Annotated in this window: 17 protein-coding genes and 5 pseudogenes; 11 read left to right on the plus strand and 11 right to left on the minus strand. The window is 58.9% G+C overall.

Annotated elements, in window-relative coordinates; translation table 11 throughout:
- Positions 1-107: 107 nt before the first annotated feature.
- Positions 108-367, plus strand: a pseudogene (locus NKJ06_RS27485) (transposase); the annotation flags it as partial.
- Positions 368-403: 36 nt separating this feature from the next.
- On the opposite strand, the gene NKJ06_RS27490 reads toward NKJ06_RS27485, so the two are convergent.
- The 4 genes from NKJ06_RS27490 to NKJ06_RS27505 are packed head-to-tail and all read right to left on the minus strand — an operon-like array spanning position 404 to position 4,796.
- A complete protein-coding gene (locus NKJ06_RS27490; protein WP_352811298.1) occupies positions 404-1,195 on the minus strand; it encodes a gamma-glutamyl-gamma-aminobutyrate hydrolase family protein in 792 nt (263 codons plus the stop codon).
- Between the two features lie 42 nt (positions 1,196-1,237).
- Positions 1,238-2,287: a fatty acid desaturase gene (locus tag NKJ06_RS27495; RefSeq protein WP_352571884.1), complete on the minus strand. Its 1,050-nt coding sequence runs from the start codon at positions 2,285-2,287 to the stop codon at positions 1,238-1,240.
- 33 nt (positions 2,288-2,320) lie between these two features.
- Positions 2,321-3,655, minus strand: a complete 1,335-nt coding sequence (locus tag NKJ06_RS27500) for an O-acetylhomoserine aminocarboxypropyltransferase/cysteine synthase family protein (protein ID WP_352571885.1) — start codon at positions 3,653-3,655, stop codon at positions 2,321-2,323.
- A 25-nt stretch (positions 3,656-3,680) separates the two neighbouring features.
- Positions 3,681-4,796, minus strand: a complete 1,116-nt coding sequence (locus NKJ06_RS27505; RefSeq protein ID WP_352571886.1) for a 2-aminoethylphosphonate--pyruvate transaminase — start codon at positions 4,794-4,796, stop codon at positions 3,681-3,683.
- Between the two features lie 237 nt (positions 4,797-5,033).
- Between NKJ06_RS27505 and NKJ06_RS27510 the strand changes: the two genes are divergently transcribed.
- Both NKJ06_RS27510 and NKJ06_RS27515 read left to right on the plus strand, forming a co-directional pair.
- Positions 5,034-6,374 (plus strand): aminotransferase-like domain-containing protein, encoded by a 1,341-nt coding sequence (locus NKJ06_RS27510; RefSeq protein WP_352811327.1) that lies wholly within the window; start codon positions 5,034-5,036, stop codon positions 6,372-6,374.
- Between the two features lie 24 nt (positions 6,375-6,398).
- On the plus strand, positions 6,399-7,019 hold the full coding sequence (locus tag NKJ06_RS27515; protein WP_352571888.1) for a LysE family translocator: 621 nt from the start codon (positions 6,399-6,401) through the stop codon (positions 7,017-7,019).
- A gap of 604 nt (positions 7,020-7,623) precedes the next feature.
- Here the strand turns inward: NKJ06_RS27515 and NKJ06_RS35860 are convergent.
- Positions 7,624-8,495 (minus strand): annotated as a pseudogene (locus tag NKJ06_RS35860) (IS110 family RNA-guided transposase); the annotation flags it as partial.
- Positions 8,496-8,812: 317 nt separating this feature from the next.
- Here NKJ06_RS35860 and NKJ06_RS27530 point away from each other — a divergent pair.
- The gene (locus NKJ06_RS27530; protein ID WP_352811306.1) at positions 8,813-9,511 is read left to right on the plus strand and encodes an IS6 family transposase; all 699 of its coding nucleotides are present in this window, start codon (positions 8,813-8,815) and stop codon (positions 9,509-9,511) included.
- 56 nt (positions 9,512-9,567) lie between these two features.
- Here the strand turns inward: NKJ06_RS27530 and NKJ06_RS27535 are convergent.
- The 5 genes and pseudogenes from NKJ06_RS27535 to NKJ06_RS27555 all read right to left on the minus strand — a co-directional run.
- Positions 9,568-9,795: pseudogene (locus NKJ06_RS27535) on the minus strand (TCP-1/cpn60 chaperonin family protein); the annotation flags it as partial.
- Between the two features lie 330 nt (positions 9,796-10,125).
- Entirely contained in the window at positions 10,126-10,443 is a 318-nt protein-coding gene (locus NKJ06_RS27540) for a hypothetical protein (protein WP_352811309.1), read from the minus strand.
- 58 nt (positions 10,444-10,501) lie between these two features.
- Entirely contained in the window at positions 10,502-10,816 is a 315-nt protein-coding gene (locus NKJ06_RS27545; RefSeq protein WP_352811311.1) for a hypothetical protein, read from the minus strand.
- A complete protein-coding gene (locus NKJ06_RS27550; RefSeq protein ID WP_352811329.1) occupies positions 10,710-11,270 on the minus strand; it encodes a glycerophosphodiester phosphodiesterase family protein in 561 nt (186 codons plus the stop codon). The genes NKJ06_RS27545 and NKJ06_RS27550 overlap by 107 nt, the downstream gene beginning before the upstream one ends.
- A gap of 189 nt (positions 11,271-11,459) precedes the next feature.
- Positions 11,460-12,011 (minus strand): annotated as a pseudogene (locus tag NKJ06_RS27555) (TCP-1/cpn60 chaperonin family protein); the annotation flags it as partial.
- Positions 12,012-12,372: 361 nt separating this feature from the next.
- Between NKJ06_RS27555 and aepX the strand changes: the two are divergent.
- From aepX to NKJ06_RS27590, 7 genes are all read left to right on the plus strand, one after another.
- On the plus strand, positions 12,373-13,434 hold the full coding sequence (gene aepX, locus NKJ06_RS27560) for a phosphoenolpyruvate mutase (protein ID WP_352811313.1): 1,062 nt from the start codon (positions 12,373-12,375) through the stop codon (positions 13,432-13,434).
- An 87-nt stretch (positions 13,435-13,521) separates the two neighbouring features.
- Entirely contained in the window at positions 13,522-14,754 is a 1,233-nt protein-coding gene (locus tag NKJ06_RS27565) for an aminotransferase class I/II-fold pyridoxal phosphate-dependent enzyme (RefSeq protein ID WP_352811316.1), read from the plus strand.
- Positions 14,755-14,758: 4 nt separating this feature from the next.
- On the plus strand, positions 14,759-15,535 hold the full coding sequence (locus tag NKJ06_RS27570; RefSeq protein ID WP_352811331.1) for a phosphocholine cytidylyltransferase family protein: 777 nt from the start codon (positions 14,759-14,761) through the stop codon (positions 15,533-15,535).
- A 24-nt stretch (positions 15,536-15,559) separates the two neighbouring features.
- Positions 15,560-16,168 carry a CDP-alcohol phosphatidyltransferase family protein gene (locus NKJ06_RS27575; protein ID WP_352811319.1) on the plus strand — a complete coding sequence of 203 codons (609 nt, stop codon included), beginning with the start codon at positions 15,560-15,562 and terminating at the stop codon, positions 16,166-16,168.
- Positions 16,165-17,760: a hypothetical protein gene (locus tag NKJ06_RS27580; RefSeq protein WP_352811321.1), complete on the plus strand. Its 1,596-nt coding sequence runs from the start codon at positions 16,165-16,167 to the stop codon at positions 17,758-17,760. The genes NKJ06_RS27575 and NKJ06_RS27580 overlap by 4 nt, the downstream gene beginning before the upstream one ends.
- On the plus strand, positions 17,757-18,557 hold the full coding sequence (locus tag NKJ06_RS27585; RefSeq protein ID WP_352811323.1) for an SDR family NAD(P)-dependent oxidoreductase: 801 nt from the start codon (positions 17,757-17,759) through the stop codon (positions 18,555-18,557). The genes NKJ06_RS27580 and NKJ06_RS27585 overlap by 4 nt, the downstream gene beginning before the upstream one ends.
- A gap of 834 nt (positions 18,558-19,391) precedes the next feature.
- Positions 19,392-19,754, plus strand: coding sequence for a hypothetical protein (locus NKJ06_RS27590; RefSeq protein ID WP_352811325.1), 363 nt, complete (start codon positions 19,392-19,394; stop codon positions 19,752-19,754).
- 91 nt (positions 19,755-19,845) lie between these two features.
- Here NKJ06_RS27590 and NKJ06_RS27595 read toward each other — a convergent pair.
- Positions 19,846-21,097, minus strand: a pseudogene (locus NKJ06_RS27595) (ISL3 family transposase); the annotation flags it as partial.

The following is a 21,097-nucleotide window of genomic DNA, read 5'->3' on the forward strand; positions in this document are numbered from 1 at the left end:
TAAACCGCTTTCTCTTCATCAGTCCGTCCTTCAATCAAGGCCCGGACTCTAATCTCAGATGGAGGAAATTCTCAGTGGCAGGTCAACAGATGCCAGAAACCGGTCCCGTCAATACCGACAAGGGCTACGATAGCAACGCCATCCGCCGCCAGATCAGTGAACGGGGAGCCTTCGCCAACATCCCGCCCAAAGCCAATCGCATCTGGAAAACTGCTTCTCACCCTTCCTCTACCGCGACCGGAACGCAACCGAGCGCATGTTCTGCCGCCTCAAGGATTTCCGCCGGATCGCAACGAGATACGATCGCCTCGAAACTAATTTCCTCGCCGCAGTCTGCATCGCCGCGACCGTCAGCTTCTGGTTATAAGTCCGGACTCTAAAGACTAGAAGATGCCGCCATCGGTTAGGCACCGGGCTTGGGTTGAGACCTCCAAGCCTTACAGGCCTTTCCGAATGCCTGAAAAAGCTTCTTGGAGAAGTCATCCTCTGCTACATGCCACTCAGGATGCCATTGCACTGCCAACTGGAAAGATCTGGCATTGGCTACGCTGACAGCCTCTATCAAGCCGTCGGAGGCAACAGCCTCACAGACGAGACCTTTTCCAAGCGCTGATATTCCTTGGTTGTGAAGCGAGTTGACGTTGAAGGACTCGTAGCCATCAAAGATTTCCGCGAGAATTCCGTCGGGCTGAACAAGCACTTCGTGAACCGGGTCGTACTGCCTGTCCCGCGGTAGGGTTACGTCTTCCGTGTGGCACAGCATACCCTTCTTGCTCGAAATGTCTTCGTAGAGGTCGCCGCCGAATAGGACGTTGAGTTCCTGAACTCCCCGACAGATGCCAAGGATCGGCGTCCCCGCAGCAAGAGCGGCAGAGAGGAACGAACTTGCCATCAGGTCTCTAAAAGGATCCGATGCTCCACTGCGATACCCATCCTCTGACGGCGAAGGGCGTGGCGCGCCGGATCGCCTGAAGTAGGCGGGATCGAGGTTCGATTCGTCTCCGGTGAGGACAAGTCCGTCGAGACGGCAGGCGATTTTCCGGACGCCTTCTGCGTCGTCCGACGATCGCGTCGGCAGGATCACGACATCGACATCGGCGAATATCTCAAGTGCATCGATGTATTTCCTGCGGACCCACTCCCGGTGAACTCCGTCGTCGACGAGACGGTTTGCGGTAACTCCGACCAGTGGCATCGTTGCCTCTCTCCAAGATCTACGAGACGGCCGCCTTAGCCATTAGCAGGGTTGCTCTGCCCGGCTTACTTCGTACAGCCTTCTGTTGCGATCGATCAGTTGTGAGATAACGCTTGCCTGTCCTTCCGGCCCCTTACAGAAGAGGCCGCCCCATGTCGCCGCCGCCTTGCTGTATTCGGGGTCCGCCATCCGAATCTTCTGCGCCTCTTTGAGCAGCCAGAACGGAATGCCGGGAGAAAGGTGATGTTCGAGATGATATTCGTCCAGATTCACACCCAGCAATTTGCGCTCGATAAAGTTGCCCTTTCGGTTTCTGGTCAGGTACAGGTTCTTGTTCTCCGTTTCGCACATTGGCGAATGCTCGGCGATCTCGGTGAACCAGCCGATGACTTGGAAGGTCGTAAGGTATGGAACAAACCAGAAAAGCACGAGCTTGTCGAAGAACCCGAACGCCACCGACGCGCCCAGAACAGCCAGCCAGAAGGCAAAGAAACCCCACTTGTCGACCAAGATGCCCGTCTTGTCAGTGTAGTCCCCTTCAGTGCTGCCGACACTGAACCTGTAGGTGAAGAGGTATCTCAGGTAGGCCAATGTCGCTCCTCCCAGCATCGGGAAAACAACGATGTCCCAAAAATATCTCTTCGGGTGGCGCACGTCGTACACACCGCTCGCCAGGAAGAATTGGAGATCGGGATCTTTCTGCGGATCTCCAAGGTGCGGATGGTGCAGGTGGACGTGTGAAATCCGGTAGGCCCAATGGCGCTGGAACAACGGATAAGAGGCGAACAGGATGCCGAGGAGGTAGTTCAGCCTGATGTTTTTCGCCAGGGTCTTGTGTGCCGCGTCGTGCGCGATCGTGGTCAAGCCTCTTTGGTGCGCCCCGATAAACAGCACCGCCAACGGATAGAACCACCAGGAAACCCACGACACGAGTGCGGCGAAAGCGATTATGACCGCGTAATCTTTCGCGATGTAGAGCACGCCAGTGACGTTGTCCGGGCGCAGCGCAGCGAGCGACTTTTTGATACCGGAGGGAAAGCGGGCACTTTCGAAACGGTGGTCCTTTAGAGGCCAAACATCTTGAACGTTCATGTTTTCCTCGAAATGTTGGTGGTTGGCAGTTTTTCAACCCAAAGCCGACAAGGCGCGTTCCAGGTCGCGCATGATGTCGTCGACATGTTCAAGACCGACGCAGAGTCGGATGGTCCCGTCGTTGATACCGGCCGCCATACGCTTTTCACGGGGGACCGTCGTATGGGTCGTCGAAACGGGGTGGGTGATGAGAGTGCGGGCGTCACCCACGTTCGAGACGTGGTAAAGCATGTCGACGTTCTCTATGAGGATGCGGCCGCTGGCGGCGTCGCTGACTTCGAACATGAGCATGGCCCCGAAGCCATAGTTCCTATCGAATAGGTCGTCCGCTAGTTCCTTCTTCCTGCCAGTGAACAGGGACGGATAGGTCACCTTGCTGACCTTTGGATGGTCCTTCAACATCTCAGCCACTGCCTGGGCGTTATCGCAATGCTCGCGCATTCGCAAATGCAGCGTTTCTAGTCCCTGCAGGAGTTGGAAGCTGTTAAAGGGACTGGCGCAAGCACCGACGTCGCGCAGCCACGTCATGCGCGCTTTCAGAAGCGCTGGGCTCTTGCCCAGGTCGTCGAGATCCCGCACAGCCTCGTGCCAAAGGATGTCGCCGTGCGCCTCGTCGGGGCCTGCGAATAAGGGAAAGCGTTCCGCATGTTCCTGGAAAGGGAAACTGGCATAATCCGTGATAATCCCGCCGAGCGTGGTCCCATGCCCGCAAACATACTTGGTGGCGGAATAGGTTGCCATATGTGCACCAAGTTTCGCAGGCCGGCAGACAAGCGGAGTCGTAGTATTGTCTACCACGACGGGTACGCCCCTCCTTCTCCCCATCTCTGCCAGTTGGCGCAGCGGCAACGGGTCCAGTATAGGATTGGAGATACACTCTCCGAACAGGCATATCGTGCGGTCATCTATCTGCCTTTCGAAAGCTTCAGGACCAGAGTTTTCGGCCGTCCGGGCCTCGATGCCGAGCCTTCTGAAGGTGTTGTGCAGCAGGTTCCACGTGTTCCCGTAGAGATACGGCGAAGCGACAACATTGTCGCCGGGCCTGCCGCTGCAGAGATTGGCCAACGCTATGAAAGTCGCAGCCTGGCCGGATGAGACAGCCAAGCTGTCAGACGCGTTGTCCACCGCCGCGAATCGTCTCTCCAGCGCCCTAGTCGTGGGATTGATAATGCGGGTATAAGTATACCCGTCTTCTTTGACATTGTAGATGTTGGCGATCTTGGAAAGGTCGCCATCCAATTCGTATGCGGTGTTTTGGTATATTGGTACGCAAACAGCCTTCGTCGCCGGATCGCTTCTGAAACCTGCATGCAGTGCTGCGGTCGCCGGGTGCATCCAGGATTCCGGCCCTTTGGCTTTCTTAAACATTCGGTGCTCCTTGTCTCGCCCCAGATCAGGCGGCCTGGACTGAAAACGATGTCGAGATGCGGAAATGCCCGGCTGTGACACCGAGAAGCTTGTCGATCCAAAAGTCTGGGATCTGACCAATGCATCCTATTCGGAACGTGCTGGTTTGCTCGTGGAGCTTCGCGTAGATGCAAATTCCATGTTCAGCGAGGCATTTGTAGAAGCTCTCGAAGGCCGCCTTGTCCGGAACGAGATCGGCTGAGTGGAAGGCCAGGCAAACAGGGGACTGGAACTCCTGCGGAACGACCGTTCCGAATCCGAGTGCCTTCATGCCACCAAGGATCCTGTCGCGGATTTTGCAATAGCGCTTGTTCCTTGAGGGGATCCCCTCTTCTAGAAGCCCTTCGAGTGCCTTGTCGAATGCTTGCACCACATGGGTCGGGGGCGTCGTGCGCCACTCCTGATGCTGTTCGAAGTGTTGCCATTGGTCCAAGATGTCGAGGCAGAATGATCGCGCGTGAGACACTCCAGCGCCGAGCAATCGGTTCGAGACTAAGGCGAAAGCGACGCCAGCAGGCGCTTCGATGCATTTGTTTCCCGACGACACCAAGATGTCGATGCCGTCAGCTTCGACATCGACAGTGAGGGCTCCGAAAGAACTCATTGCGTCAACGACGGTTACGAGTCCGTGCCGTCGGCCGATTTTCAGGAGACTGTGCATCGGATTGACCAGTCCCGTGGTGGTTTCGCAGTGAACGAAACAGACATGGGTGAAACGCTCGCCCAAGATTGTTGCCCGCTCGAATTCGGCGACATCTATTGGCAGGGAAGCTGGGAATCGGAGAGCTTCGAAGTCGATACCGCTTTTCGATAGGATTTGCGCGATGCGTTCACCGTAAATCCCGTTGATGCAGACGAGCGCTTTGTCTCCCTTGCCGATGAAGGTCGAAAGAGCTGCTTCCATTGCATAGGTGCCACTACCCTGAATCGGGATGGCCGAATGCGACAGCTGGCCGCCGGCTATGAGCAACAGCCGGTCTCTCAATTGTTGTGTGACCTGCTTGAAAGTTGGATCCCTCGATCCGAGGTCCACCCTCATTGCGTCCTTGACGGCAGAAGACAGGTTCAAAGGCCCGGGGGTAAAAAGACACCTGTCGCTCATCGCTTGCGCCTTCCTGTTCGAGGGTGAGATAGCTTCGCTGACAAGTCGCCCGGAACGGCCCGTGACACGACGTCCTACTGGCGTGGCTGCTCGGGCTCCAATTGCCAGTTGCGACTTGGCAAGTTGCACAACGTGTATTTCTTGTTACACTTCCTCGCAAACGTAATAGTGTCATGTGACACTATTTTTGGAGTTGTGATGCTTCTAAAATCGCCTTGGGAACCGTATCTTGCGGCCATGAAAGCCGCTCCGTCGGATCGACTGGTAACAGCTTTGGCTGACGACATTCTTACAGGCAGGCTCGGTGCAGACGACCGGCTGCCACCCCACCGTGACGTCGCGTTCCGGCTGGGAATTGGCGTAGGAACAGTGACGAAAGCCTATACTGTCCTTGAGCGGCGTGGGCTGATACGGAGCGAACGAGGAAGGGGTACTTTCGTGGCCGCCTTGCCGGGGACGAGGGAGGCCGTAATCGATCTGAGTGTGAACACGCCGCCCCGCCTTCTCAGCGAGCGCATGCTTGGGAGGACCTTGGCATCTATCTCACGCGGCATCGATCCCAATCTGTTTGCCCAGTATCCGCCTGACGGAGGGCACATCGAGCATCGCAGGCAGATGGTACAATGGCTTGCGGGTCTCGGCATGCAGGCGAAGGCAGACAACGTTCTGCTGTGCAACGGTGCGCAACAGGCCTTAGCAGTTGCTTTCTCAGTGACGAACCAAGCGGGGGGAACGATCTTTAGCGAGTCGCAGACCTATCCGGGCGCGATCTCGTTTGCTCGATATGCTGGATACCGTCTCGTCGGTTTGAAGGTAGACGGTGAAGGCCTGAGACCGGACGTGCTCGATGAAGCCCTGCAACGTCCACGCGACGGCCAGAAAGGTGCCGTAGTTTACGTAACACCTACAATGCATAATCCTACCACTGCGACAATGGGGATAGGCCGCCGGCGGGACATCGTGGAAGTCTGCCGCAAGTGGGATGCTTTGATCATAGAGGACGACGTTTATTCCCTCGGCTCAACCGATCACCCTCCCTTAGCGATGCTTGCTCCCGAGAGGACCTTTTATGCCAACAGTCTATCCAAGACCGTCAGTCCAGGGTTGAGGATAGGCTCCTTGGTCGTTCCCGAGAATTTTGTCGGCCGTGCTGCAATCGCGCTTTCTGCCACATCGTCGATGGTGTCCCCGTTTTCTTGCGCGGTCATGGCCGAATTGCTCGTCAACGGCGTAGCGGAGTCCGTTCGCACGTCGATCGGTGTAGAATCGTCCAGACGCCTGAACTTAGCGAGATCATTCCTCGCAGACCGCGTGGTATTCCCTAAATACGAGGGATTCCACATATGGCTGCCGATGCGGCGCCAAGAAGCAGAAAGCTTTGCGATTGCTAGCAATGCAGTCGGCATTCATGTCACCCCGCCGGCAGCGACGGCCGCGGATCCGGCTGCCGATGACGGCGGCATTCGCATCTGCGTTGGTGGACCTGAGCTTTCCGACCTGAAGATTGCTTTGGAGAAAATCTCCGCCATCATCAAAAACTCCGACAATCGCGAACAGCCGCATAGATCTTTCGTCTGATCAGGAATATCCGGAAAGGCACCAATGCAACACAATTTGTGGATCATTTTCACTACGTTAGGGCTGTATGCAGCCATCATAGTCAGCCCAGGCCCCAATTTTGCCCTGGTTTCGCGCCTGTCGATGTCAGGCGCTCTGCCGTCAGCTCTGGGGGCAACACTGGGACTGTCTCTCGCGGCCACGCTCTACGCGGTCTTGTCCATGACCGGCCTCGCCATCCTGATTACTCGAGTGGATTGGCTAGCTACTGCCGTGCAGGCCGTCGGAGGTGCGTATCTTATCTATCTTGGGCTAAATAGCTGGTTTGCTTCTCCCTCACGTGACGAGGCCGTAAAATCGACGGGTGGCACTTTCTGGTCAGGCCTACACATGGGAACTTTGGTCGAGATGACAAATCCCAAGGGCATTGCGTTCTTCTTGGGCCTCTATGCCATGGCAATACCTGCAGATGCCGGCATCCCCCTAAAACTCGCAGTCCTGGCTGGCGGCTTCATTCTGGAAATGCTGTGGTACGGTTTTGTCGCCGTCGTGATGTCTACGCCGCCCGTACAGGCGGCCTACAAGAAATCAGGGGGGTGGATCGATCGCCTTACCGGCACACTTTTGATCGGCTTCGGCATTAAAATGCTGGCCGAGCGTATCTGAGCCAGCCAACTGCCTACATCGTCTTTAAGACAATCCTGGAAGAGCTGTCGCAAAGCGTCGATGAGGCGGATCTCCGCGAAGCCATGGCTGGTGCGGACGCAGGACTCGAGCTGATCATCCTCGACCATTTGACTTTGCCGTCGCAACTGGCCTTATCGATCAACCCCTCAACAGCGCCTGACGCGATTTGCGCAGTCACATGCCACGGTTTATGTCATATTCCTGTCTATTTGCCTGTTGTCTGTTGGACACCTTGTATGGGGATTTCGTTGTCAAGGGGCCTTCACTGATTTCGCGGTAAAGCGGTCAGGATAGCCATAACAGAACGGTTGGTCACTGCCTTGTGCATTGGTCCGCGAGCATCAAATTCGAGGGGAGCCTGCCTTTGGGCGCATCGCATTACGCCGCAACCTTGTATTCGGTGGGTCTGCAAAAGACCCGGACCATGAAGCAGTCATTGGCTTCAGCAGCAAGGCTCCGAGGCGGCGGGCCCATTCTCATGACAGCAAATAACGCCATGGTGTCCATCGGGACACCGCCACCTCGAATCGATACGCGCGGGCGTCATTACGGCGGTTGATCCGTCAGGCGCCCTGCAGTGTGTTCAGTTCATCGGGCGCAATGTGACGCCCATCGGGATTTCGCCGACGGTAACCAATCGCCAGAGCGCGATGAGTAACTTGCGTGCGAGCGCCACGATCATCGTCGTCTTGCGGGCGCCCTGTGCCGCTCGTGCCTGGAACCATTGCGTCAGTTCGCTATTCTTTTGGAATCTCAGGAAGCGCCAGGCCAATTGGATCAGCCCGCGTCGCACCCGGGCGTTGCCTGCCTTGGCCAACCCCTTTTCGCGTCGTTTCGATCCGCTCTCGTCGGGGGAGCCTGTCAGACCGGCGTAACGCGCCACCGCGCGCCGGTCTCTGAGGTTGCGGCTAAGCACCTCGTGGACCAGCATGTCGGCTGTCTCAATCCCGACACCAATCACGCGCGCCAATAGCACAACCATTGCATTACACCCGACGCGGGCGCCTGCTCAAGCTGGGCAATTCTGGCTTTTTCAATCGTCGTGATCTGATCGCGCACCACCGCAAGCCGAGCCATGTCGCGCCGCATCTCTTCCAGCATATTCGGCGGAAGCGGCTGTCCTTCCGAAGTGCGCAGGTCCGGCAACTTCTTCGGCGCCCGGCGAAGCTCGGGCTTGAAGCCACGGATGCCGAGCCGAGCCAGCGCCCCTTTCATGCGATTGACTATCCGCGTTTTCTCGCTGACCAGGTTCTCCCGCTCGCGGCTCGGCCGCTTGGCATCCTCTTCCGCCAGTGATGGGATCGCCACCATGCGGCAGTGGCCACGCTCGCCACGCAGCCAACCCAGGAACACGCGCATCAGCATGGCCGTGTCTAGCCTGTCGGTTTTCGCCCGTCGGTGTTCACGGTTCACGGCGACGCTGGTTGAATGGATGACGTGAGCGTCTATGCCTCGCGTCTGCGGCAACAGCCTTATCGACCGATCCGGACAGCACCGCGGCAAGAACAGCGTCAACAAGCCGCCCGGCGATTCCCGAGAGCTTAGATCCATATTAGATTAGCGGACGTTAAATTTAGAACGTCTCGGCTTGTGACGTTCCGGGCAGAATGACGGAAGACGGTCTGGTTTCACTTCGCGAGCTTTGACCGTCTCGCCGACTTCGCGTGATCTCGACAAGACATTTGTTCACTAGGCATGGAAGCAGGATGTGTTGCAACGATTTTGTTACTCGCGAGTGGCAAGGGATCCTTCAACCATTTCGGAGGATTGCGATGTTCAAAGGCCGCCAGTTCGACCAATCTGTGATCCTGCTTTGCGTGCGCTGGTACCTGGCCTACAATCTGAGCCTGCGTGATCTTGAGGAGATGATGGCCGAGCGCGGCATTACGGTCGATCACACGACCATCCACCGCTGGACGGTCCGTTTCGCGCCCTTGTTGCTGGAGCGCTTCAACCGGCGCAAGCGTAGCGTGACCGGCAAATGGCATGTCGACGAGACCTACATCAAGGTCCGTGGCCAGTGGATGTATCTCTATCGCGCCATCGACAGTGTCGGCGACACCATCGAATTCTATTTCAGCGAGCAGCGCGACCTGCCGTCGGCCAAACGCTTCTTCAGAAAGGCGCTGGAGCGTCATGGCCGACCGGATCGCGTCGTCATCGACGGTAGCCAGACCAATCGGGAGGCGATCGTTTCCTGCGACACCACAAATCGCTTGCAGGATCGCTCCCGGTGCCGGCTGAAGCCGATCCGGATCCGCAAGAGTAGATACCTGAATAACCGGATCGAACAGGACCATCGGCGCATCAAGCGCCGTATCCGGCCGATGCTCGGCTTCAAATCGACGGCCACCGCAGCCACCACCCTGACCGGCATCGAAATGATTCACATGATGCGCAAGCGACAGGCGAGGTACGCCTTCAATCCGAATCCGTCCTCGGCCGAGCAGTTCGAAATCCTCGCCGCCTGATTGACCTCGCATCAGGGCCTCTCTGTGCCCCTATTCAGCCGTTGCAACAAAACCCCTCAGAAACCCATGCCGCCCATGCCGCCGCCGCCCATACCGCCAGGCATGCCGCCGCCAGCCGACCTCTTCTTCGGAGCCTCCGCGATCATGGCTTCGGTGGTGACGAGCAGGCCGGCGACCGAGGCCGCGTCCTGGAGAGCCGTGCGCACGACCTTGATCGGATCGACGATACCCATGGCGATCATGTCGCCATATTCGCCGGTCTGGGCGTTGTAGCCGAAGGTCGCGGTCGATTTGAAGACCGCCAAGGCATCGCGACGATCTTTTCGGGCTCGCCACTCTCTCCAATGCGCAGAGGCCTCCCGCTGAGATCGAGGAGTTTGGCAGAACCTTCACTCAAGACTGCCTGACGGCTCCAGGGCCTTCTGTTGCTGGCGGTTTACGGCACCCGTCTGGGGGAGCGGGCGGCCGTAGTGGTCATTACTGACAACTCTCCTTCGTCATCATTTCGGTTCGCAGGATCTCCCCGTCGGATCGGCCGTACTTGTAAACGGCCGGCAGCCCGATTCAAGGCCGGTTTGGCGCCGGCTCAACGGCAGCCAATTGAGTTGGCGTGGCTATCGACCAGTCGCCGGCGCTTTCCAGCTTGGCTTGCCAACGATATTCTTGGGCGCGTCAAGGATAGAGGCCGGATTGTAGTGGGGGTCCGTCGGGAAGGTATAATCCGCGTGATTGCCTTCGCTGATAAAGCCACCCGCATAGAGCGTCTCTAGATAGGGATTGTCGCTCACTAGCACGTCTGCATAAGGCTCGAGCGCGCCGAAAGTGACAGGCAAATCCATGTCGGGACGGCCGGGCAGCGTGATCGGCACTCCCTGACGGCCGTAGTAAAACTTCCGGCCGTTCACGGAGAAAGCTTCTGAGATATAGGACATTGTGAGAGGCGTGCTGGCGAACTTCTCGCCCGCCGCCTGAATCTCTTGGCCACCTGATTCATCTCCTCTGAGGTAGCGATCCCTTGAAGCGGGAGATTTCTACCATGGCGAGGTCGCCCAGCTTGTCGAAGGAGGTCAGCCAATTGACGGCCTGGGTGACTGAGTCGTCTATGATGTGAGAAGACCGGACGTCTTCGGTCGTGATGAGGACCGGGATCAGGTTTAGCTTGTTGTCCTGGACGGCGACGTTGGCCAGCTCCAGCGTATTAAGTACATTCGTGGTCTTCTTGTCCCAGTTCGCAATGACGCGATCGGTAGTGGGGACATAGGTCGAATAGATCTTGATGCCCAGGTGGCTGCGCACGTCCAGCATTTCCAGGTGCCGAGACAGACGTGATTGCGACGATCGTCGATCCTTCGTCCTTTGGGTCAATGAGGACGTTGAATTCGTCGCCGCCTCTTTTTGTCGCGCGAACATAATCGATAATACTCTGGAGGTCTTCTGTCTTTTGCGGATTGCCGTTGCGATCGAGTGCCGGCGTGTGTTCGTTCGTGATGGGATTCCATATCGAGAGGCTCATATTCTTGATTTCCTCGGAAGAGACCTCCGAGATCAGGCAATTGTTCGGATCGCCGGTGATGCGCCCGAGCGTCGCGTCGTGCATCATCCAGGGATGGCTGTTCTTGTCAGCACGCAGGTCGAATTCGACACCATGGAACCCATGCTTGAGGGCGTTGTCGGCAGCTGAAATGGTGTTCTCGAGAATGCCCTCGGAATTATCGAACAGGCCGCGGTGGGGCAGTACCTGCGTTCGGTGTGGATCAATGCCGCTGTCTTGGTCTCCGGCCGGGTCAGGAAGAGATTCGTGCCATAGCCGGAATCGTCAATTTCGTCTTCTGCGTCGCCGAGAGCGGGGCCGTCCAGACCGAAGTCGACTTTCCACTCGGCCTTATTGCCGGCCGCCAACCACTCGGTGATGGTCTTGTTGACGGTGCCGTCGACCGGATCATTCGGATCATTGGAACCAAATCTTGCGGTCGTCTCGCAACGGGCCGAAATTGATAAAGCGACGACCTCGTCGCCCGGCTGAAGCGGGTTGTTCCGAGTTTGGAGGCCAGTCTTCGCCTTTTCTGATGCAATAGCATTTGTGGCATTCAGCCCGCCCGCCAACGTAGAGGCGAGAACCATGGCACGCGAGGATCTTGCCGGCAACGATCGATGCTTCCGCACCGGCGTTGGCCGCGATCTGACGGGCCGGAGCCTGCAGCGCGCGACGCATGATGTTGATGCCAGCGGTCTGGTCGGAGTTGGCGCCGACAGCCTTGATGTTCAGCGAAGCGCGCAGCAGGGCAACGCTGCCGCCGGGAACGATGCCTTCTTCGACGGCCGCGCGGGTCGCGTTGAGGGCGTCATTGACGCGGTCCTTCTTTTCCTTGACTTCGACTTCCGTCGCACCGCCGACGCGGATCACCGCAACGCCGCCCGCCAGCTTGGCGAGACGTTCCTGCAGCTTCTCCTTGTCGTAGTCCGAGGTGGTCTCCTCGATCTGCTGCTTGATCTGGGCGACGCTGGCTGGTGTTGCCAGCGAAGAACTCGCCTGACCCTGGACATACGCCTACGAGGCATCTGCTACCCTGGCACTGTGATCTAGCTTCCCTCTGTCGCGATCCCGACAGAATTGTATCGTGGCTAACAAACGGAACCAGCCGCGCAAAGCCAACCTATTGCAATAACGACGGCCTTTTAGCTGGCATGGCTCTTGCTGCCTGAACTGTAACATGCGCTTCGGAGCCGCTTCCAGCGATTCTCACGACCGTTGCGCATCTATAGGCCAAGGAACTTTTCTCCAGCAAGGTCAGGGCGACGATGAGTAATCGTCCCGTTTCACCGAGGTTCATTGGCTCTGAGTTTATGGAGGAGGTCATACAATGAGCAAGGCAGTTTCGTTCGGGGCTAAAGTCTTGCCGGTGACCGCCTCATTGACGTCCCTTCGCGAGCTCATTGTTTCGAACGAACTGACGTTTTTGATGGAAGCCCATGATGGGCTTTCGGCAGCGATTGCCGAGCGTGCCGGCTTTCGAGGGCTCTGGGCGTCTGGTCTTTCCATCGCCTCGGCGCTTGGCTATCGGGACGCCAACGAAGCGAGTTGGACGCAAGTCGTCGATGTCGTCGAGCACATAGTCGATGCGACGAATATCCCTGTTCTTGTCGACGGTGACAGCGGCTTCGGAAATTTCAACAATGCTCGCTTGGTTGCGCGGAAGCTTGAGCAACGCGGCGCCAGCGGCATCTGTCTTGAAGACAAGAGGTTCCCGAAAATGAACTCCTTCGTCGGTGATCGGCATCTGCTCGCTGACATTGACGAGTTCTGCGGCCGGCTCAAGGCCGTGAAAGACACTACGGGACCAGATTTCGTCGTCGTCGCGCGGATCGAGGCGCTGATCGCCGGTCACAGTCTTGATGAAGCGCTGTCCCGTGCTGACGCTTATGCAGAAGCAGGCGCTGACGCAATCCTCATCCACTCCCGCAAAACCGTCGCAGACGAGATCCTGAGCTTCACCAAGGGATGGAGCAACAGACTGCCGACCGTCATCGTCCCCACTAAATACTACAAAACGCCGGCTTCGGTTTATCGTGATGCCGGCATTTCGACCGTCATCTGGGCCAACCATTCGATGCGGGCGGCGATCGCCGGCATGCGTGACACCTGCGGTCGCATTCGGTCGGAAGAAAGCATCGCCGGGATCGAGGACCAGGTTGCCGGCCTCGACGAGCTGTTCAGGCTGATCGGCTACGACGAATTGGCTCAGGCGGAAGAACAGTATCTGCCGAAGCGGACAGCGGAGCGACGTCCGAGCGACTCGGACCAATTAAGCAATCGACAATTAGCTCAGGAGGGGGGACGTCACGTGTGCGACCGCATCATTCAGGAAGAGAGCATTGCCGTATTGAAGGTGAAGTCGCGACGCTCGACGAGCTGTTCGAACTGATGAACTACGGCTAGCTCTCGGCGGCAGAAGAGAAATGGCCAGGGACAGCCGCGGTAAGCGGTTTTGCCGAAAAGGATGGAGACGTGCATGTTGGCGTCACGGACAAACTTGTTCAAATCGTCGGGGACCGCGGCCGCCCGCGCCGCGGCGAAGGCTGCCGCCGATGCCGGGATGGAGATTGTTGATCTCACGGCCGGCGAAATCTGGAGCGATCTGGCACCAACGATCCGGGACGGAGCGATCGAGGCCATTCAACAAGGCCTGAACCGCTACACCGACACGATTGGCTTGATGGAGTTGCGCGAGGCGCTGGCACGGAAGGTCTCGGTCGAGACGGGACAGCTCTGGCGTGCCGACGAGATCGCCGTGACGAACGGCGCCAAGCAGGCTCTTTTCAACGTGGCGATGACGCTGATCAATCCCGGCGACCAAGTCATCATTCCCGCACCCTACTGGACGACATTCCCAGCGCAGGTCCAGATTGCCGGCGGCACCCCAGTCCATATCGACACGCGAGGAAACGGCTGCGTTCCACGGATCGACGACATCCAACGCTTCATCACGCCGCTGACCCGGGCCATCGTCGTCAACACGCCCGCCAACCCCAGCGGCGCTGTGTACGACGCGAAGACCCTTGCGGGCATCGCCCAGCTGGCGATGGATCGGGACCTCTGGATCATCTTCGACGAATGTTACTGCCCCTTCACCCATGATGGCCATCGGCATCATCCGATCGTGTCGCTGGCCCCGGAGGTCCGGGCCCGGACGGTGATCGTCAATGCCTTCTCCAAAAGCCTGGCCCTTACCGGCTGGCGCATCGGGTATCTCGCTGCGCCGAAGGAACTGATCTCGGCTGTCAAGGCGCTTCAGTCGCACACGACATCGAACCCGAATGTCGTTGCCCAGCACGCCGTGCTGCACCACCTCCGTGAGGGAGATGGCGCTTTTGAAGCCCTGCTCAAGGGTCGATTGACGGCGGCGCGGCAGGCTGGGCTTGCCGCCCTCTCCGAGCTGCAGAGCGTGCCGATGCCTGAAGCACAAGGCGGCTTCTATTTCTATCTCGATCTGTCCGGCCTGTTGCGGTCGACGATCGCCAATGGTCACGCCAGAACGGCTGACGACATCGTGGCCGCGCTGCTCGCGCAGGCCGGCGTGGCCGGCGTGTCAGGCACCGCCTTCGGCGATCCCATGGGTCTCAGGCTCTCCTATGGCATGCCGCCGGAGCAACTCGAGGCAGGCCTCAAGCGTGTGGTCGGCGTCCTTAACGCCTGGAACCGAAGGAAGCGTCGCAAAAACCCAAACCGAAATAGAGGGACTTAGACCCATGACTGCAATTGCTCCGAGAAAGGCGGTGATTCTTGCCGCCGGGTTTGGCTCGCGCCTGCATCCGCTCACCGATCTGCGGCCGAAGCCGCTGGTCGAAATCAATGGCACGCCGATCCTTCACAACGCGTTGCAGAATCTCGAGGCCGTCGGGGTGCAGGAGGTGACGATCGTCGTCGGCTATCGCAAAGACGCGATCCAATATTCCTGCGGCCGACGCTTCGGCGATCTCGGCATCAACTATATCGAGTCAGACGTCTTCGACCGCACGGGCAGCGCCTACTCGCTATGGCTGGCGCGTGATACGCTCTTGGCCGGGGACACCTATCTGCTCGAAGGCGACGTGTTTTTCGAGCCGGATGCGCTTCGCTACCTGACGCTGGACGATGCGAACAATGTCGCTGCCGTCGCGCCGTTCAGCCCGGCGATGGAAGGTTCTGCCGTGGTCCTGACGAACAACGGGTACATCGCCGAAGTGCGGATGAAGCAGACGGCGGCGAACCTTAATGATGGTTCGCCGCCTCTTTTCAAAATGATGAACCTGATCCGTTTTTCCGGAGAAGATCTGCGTCGGACGATTGTTCCGCATCTCAATCACATCATCAACGCCGGAGTCGTCAAATCCTACACCGAAGAGCTTCTGTCGAACCTGGTGCGCGAGAAAGGGTTGCAGATCGCGGCCGCCCGGTGCGACGGCCTCAAGTGGTACGAGATCGACAACGAGGCGGACCTGCGTTTCGCTGAGGCCATGTTCATGACGGCACGGGAAATCGCCTGACGACCAGATCTGGGAGAGTGGAAGATGCTTCGCTACCTCGTTGACCCAGCCAATGCCATCACCACGGTCGGGCTACTGTGCTCCTCGATTGCTCTCTATTTCGCATTGGCGGGGCGCATCGCGCTGGCGGTCGCCGCTGCCTTGTGGGCCGTTCTCGCGGACCACCTGGACGGAGTAGTCGCAAGAAGAACCCGAAACCGCTCGCCGGACATGGCGAAAATGGGCAAGAGCCTCGACGGTTTCGGCGACATCATCTATGGTGCCATCCTTCCCGCGATCATTCTCGTGCAGGTGAATGGCGCATCCCTCGTCTCCTTCTTCGTCGCCACTGCGCTGCTGCTCGCCGGCGCCATACGCCTGAGCTATTTCGCGAACTTCGGAAAGTCAGATGACGGCCGGTTTTTCGGTGTGCCGCTCTCCTACGACATTCCCTTGATGGCAGCATTGGTCCTCGTCCAGCCCTTTATGCTCACGGCGACGTTCCTGGCGGCCGTGAACATCGTCTTCGCTCTTTTGAGCGTTGCCCATGTGGCGTCGGTTCGAGTGCCATCACCAAACCGGGCCATGTACCTGGCGATCACGCTCTTCGCAGTCATCGCATCGACAATCCTTGTTCAACGGGGGACGATTTGACGCCCGCATCGCCCCTCTCCTCCAACGCGTCGATTCCGCCCGAGCTCAAGTCGCCCGGGTGGGTCTACCGGTCATTCGGCGTCGAACCGGTGATCAACTGTGCTGGCGTACGCACGAACTACGGCGCGAGTAACCCTGCCGACGATGTCATCAACGCGATGAACGCCGCGGCCGAAGCCTTCGTGGATCTCGACGAACTGGCCGAAGGGATTGGCAAACAACTGGCGAGACTGACAGGCGCCGAATGGGGACTTGTTACGGCGGGAACGGCCGCCAGCTTGGCCCTTGCGACGGCCGCCTGCATCGCCGGCAATGATCCAGAGGCGATGTTGCGACTGCCGAACACATCCGGGCTGCGGAACGAGGTAATCATTCCGGCCGACCAGCGCTTCGCCTATGAGCAGGCAATTCGGATCTCAGGTGCGGAAATCGTCAGCGTCGCAACGGTTGATGAATTGGTGGGAATTCTCTGCGGGGGCCGTGTGGCGATGGTCTGCCTACTTGGCCGCATGGATAGCTCGTCTTCGCTCCCGCTGGGCCAGGTCCTTCACCCCGCACACATGAGCGGCGTGCCGGTCCTTGTCAACGCGGCCGGGCTCTCGCCGGCGAACCCGGATCCCTGGACCAGCGGCGGTGCCGATCTCGTCGTCTATGCTGGCGGCAAATATATTCGCGGGCCGCAGTCGACCGCCATCGTACTCGGCCGGAAGCGGCTCTGCGAAGCGATGTGGTGGAACGGCGCGCCGCACCAGGCCCTCGGCCGCTGCATGAAGGTGGGCAAGGAAGAAGCGGTTGGCGCCGTCATCGCACTGGACCGGTGGATCAATTCACCCAAGGCAAGAGCAGAGCGCGACCAGTGGCTCCCGCGCCTGCAGCGGATCGCCACCCACCTCGCAGGTGTCGCTGGCGTCAAGAAGGAGGTTCTGACCTGGGCCGGATCCGTCACGGCGACGCGACTGAAGGTGGGCTGGGACCAGACCCTGATCCCCCTCGACGCTGAGGCTCTCAGGCTCGCGCTGCTCGAGCGGCGTCCACGGATTCTGATCCACGATTTCTGGTCCACTCCGACGTCGATCGTCCTGGATCCTATCAACCTGTCCGACGAAGAGGCGGACACCGTTGGACGTGCGCTGGCCGCCGCTTTCGATCGACCTCGGTCGTTGGTCCGGTCAGATTTGATACCGCGCCCGCAGGCTGACGTTACGGGCAATTGGCGGGTTGAGATAGAGTTCCTCCATGGGTCGAAGGTGTATCAGGCCGGACTCCGGCAAAACGGTCCGGATCTCTCAGGCGTCCTTCTGACCGCAGCTGGTTGTGGACGCATTCGTGGCAAAGTGAGCGGCCATGGCGTCGAATTTGAGGCCGAGCACCGAACGACGCCCATCCACCTGTTTTGCCAGTGCAAAGGAACGGTTGGAGAAAACGGCGTGATGACGGGAACCGCGAAGTTTGGTGGCGCGGCGCCGGAGCATCTCGGTCCCGTTTTCAAGACCCAGTATGGGCCCGGGACGTGGCGGGCGACGCGTGTTTCCGCGACTGTCGATCACGATGACCTACCTCGTTCATTGTCCTGTTCCGGGAGGTCGCAATGACGGTTGCGGACCGTGAAATGCCTCTCCAGAACCCGACGCGCTTATTCGGCAAGGTCGCGCTCGTTGTCGGTGGATACGGGGCGATAGGAACAACGATCTCCGAGATGTTGGCGGCAGCGGGTGCGAAGTGCCTTATCGCCGGTCGAAACGGGGATCACGCTCGAAATCTTGCCGAAGAGCTCAACGCAAGACAATGGGATGCGGCAGGGCTCGAGTTGGACGCCTGCAACGTCCAAGCCGTCCACGATTTAACAGGTTCTCTCGCGGCGAAACATGGGTCGCTTGACATTCTCGTCAACTGTGTCGGGTTCCATAAGGAGCAGAAGCTGCTCGAAGTGACAGAGGAGGCCTTCGACGAGGTCTACGCGAAGACCTTGCGCGCTGGGATGTTTCTCTCGCAGGCGGTTGCCAAACACCAGATTTCCGCGGGGAAGGGAGGCAGCCAGGTTCATCTGCTTTCGGTACGGTCGTCACTTGGCTTCCGTGGCCGCGGATACAGCGCAATGTGTGCGGCGAAGGGTGGCTTGGCTATTCTCATGAAACAGCAGGCGACAGAGCTCGCCCCTCACGGCATCACGGTCAATGGCGTGGCTCCCGGCGCTGTGCGGACGCGAAAGAACGACGAGGCGCTTGAGGATCCGGACGCATTTCAACACGCGGTATCGAATATTCCGTTTGGGCGCCTAGCAGCGCCAGTCGATGTTGCTGGAGCGGTCATCTTCTTTGCATCACCCTTAGCCCGTTTCGTTACGGGCCAGATCCTCTTCGTGGACGGAGGGCTGACCGCGAGCGCGTGAACCAAGACACGGGTGAAACAGTTTTGTATCTCGGAGAGAGGAATGCGAAATGCTGCCATTTGTCATCAACGAAGTCGCACCCGACGTCACAATTGCAGTGCGGATGCGTGAGTTGGAGCCCCCCGCAGGCATGGGAGGATGCTGTATCGCCGGAGATCTCGCGCCCGACAGCGTGCATTTGGCGTCCATGCTTGAAGGAGAAATTGCGGGGGTTGCGTCAGCCGGCGTGGAGCCGCTTCGCATAGTACCTGATATTCCCGCTGTTCGGATAAGAGGCATTGCCGTCGTGAAAGCCTACTGCGGCAAGGGAATTGGTTGCAGCACTATTCCGCGCTCTTCGCGAAAGAGCAAATTTAATGGTAGGGCCCGCGTGGTTCTAAGCGGGAAGAGGCTCACATTCTTGCACTCGGGAGGGTTTCGTCCGCACTGATCATATACTGCTTCAGCAGAACTCTGATGAGAGTCAGGCTCTTTGTGAATCCAGAAGGCCACCGTCAACTTGTGGAACATGGTTTCGTTGAGGATGCATACTTCATCCAGCTCGGCGCCGGATGTGTCCGCTATACATTGCCGGTCTGATAGGGCCGGCGCCTTTCCGCGAAACCTTCCTCTGCGAAGGCAACTCGGATCCTTCTCGATGCGATAGGCCGTGGCCGTGCTGATCGACGCCTTCGCCGCTGCGACGGCCGTCGATGCGGGGGCATGCGGGGTTGTGGGATATTGAGGAGCGCCATATGCGGCTGAGCGGGGCGGGCGATCCGCTGGAAAAGATGTTCGCGGTTGTGCCGTGGGAGGTCTTCCGCAAACCGGTGGCAAAGGGACTGAGGCGCCCGGATGGCGCGAAGGGCGGTCGCCCTCCCTACGCGCTTGCTTTCCGCGTTGCGGGAAGAAGGCTTAATACCAGCCGCCCTTCCTATTGAGCGCACGGAGCACGAGCAGATTGTTGATGTGTTCGCGGCTTATATTATCTCACGAATGAGAGAAGGCTCGCCGCCTCGACGGTGGGAAAGTCACAAGCTGCTCTCGCGCCGATTTCTGCAGGAGGTCTGTCCGGCTGGCGCAGATGGGTTTGCGGGCCTCACCCCGGAGATCGTCATCGGCTATGTCGAGCGACATGCTCTCGATGACTCCATCGACAGCCATTTCGCCACAACGCTTGCCAAAGCAGGCGAACGATTTCTCACGCCTGCGGCTTGAAATGGCGAACATGAGTGTCAATGACCACGGAATCGGGACCCTGGTTTTTCGCGCAAAAGGGGGTCTGACGCACTCTCGCTGCGATCTCATCCTAAGTTGCACCGACAAGGCGCGCCTGGAGCAGTTCGATCTTGGCACGGCCGTACATCTGCCGCTTGATGAGTTTGAGCTTGGTGATCTGACCCTCGGTCTGGCCGTTCGACCATGGGGATGTGATTGCATTGCGGACCGCGTCGATATCCTTTTCGACCCCGTTTGCAAAGGATCCGACAAGACTTGCCTTGGCGTCCTTAAGCCACCTATCCAGTTTTGCGGCCGCCTTCGAGCGGATCATCGTCTGAAAGTCGTCGATCAACGTTCGCGCGATGGTCAGGTCAGGCACATTGCTCTCGATTGCCGCGACCAGCAGGGCGTCGGATTTGGACAGGTCGTCGCGCGCCAGCGTCATGAGCCTGGCGATGGTTCGCGCGGAGGGTGTGCGGGCAAGCGCGCTTTGATCGGTCTTTTCGGCTAGCCGTCGGCGCCGCGCCCATTCAGAGACGACGCCGATCTGGCCGCGGAAGCCCTTCTCGCGCATTTCGCGCCAGAGCGCCGATGCATTGCGCGCGCCTTGCCCCCAACGGCTATCCAGCCAGGGGAGCCATTCCTCGAGCGAGCTTTGTCGGACGCGGAACATATCGGAGCGCTGGCCGCGCAGGACGCTACGGACGAGCTTGCGGCTATGCCCGGTACGCTTGACGATCTGCTTGATCGGAATGCCCTGCTTCGACAATTCCAGAATGGCCTCGTTGGTTTCCTGCCGGCGCTGATATCCCTCATACTGTAGTCGTTCGGCATAGGTGAGAAGCCTCGGATCGATGATGGTGCTGCCGACGGCCTTTCGGATCTGCCGCATGGATTTGTTAACCGCGTCGAGAAAGGCTCGGCTGGCGTTTTCCATCAGGTGCCAGCGGTCGGCCACCTGATCGGCATGCGGCAATGCCTTGGCGATCGCGTCGCCATATCCACCACCTCGGTCACGCGTGATGGACGGATGGCCCATGAGCCATGCCTGCGATGTCGCCTGCTCGCGATCAGGCAGCAATGTCACCGGCCTGCGGCGCTCAAGATCGCAGACAAGCGTCCCGTATCGCTGACCGCGCCGGAACGCGAAGTCGTCGATGCCGATGATGGCGAGTTCATCACGCGGCTGTTTCAGTCCTGCGGCGCACGACACGCAACAGGGTATCGTTGCTCACCGGCACCATCAGGCGATCGGCAAAGGCTGCGGCAGGCCTGCCGCCCCGCGCCCGGCCCCAGTCGGTCTCGTATGAACATCTCCGCGCCCCCCCGACGCGCAGGGG

It is taken from the genome of Mesorhizobium sp. M0293 (genome assembly GCF_040321735.1).
Classification (GTDB): domain Bacteria; phylum Pseudomonadota; class Alphaproteobacteria; order Rhizobiales; family Rhizobiaceae; genus Mesorhizobium.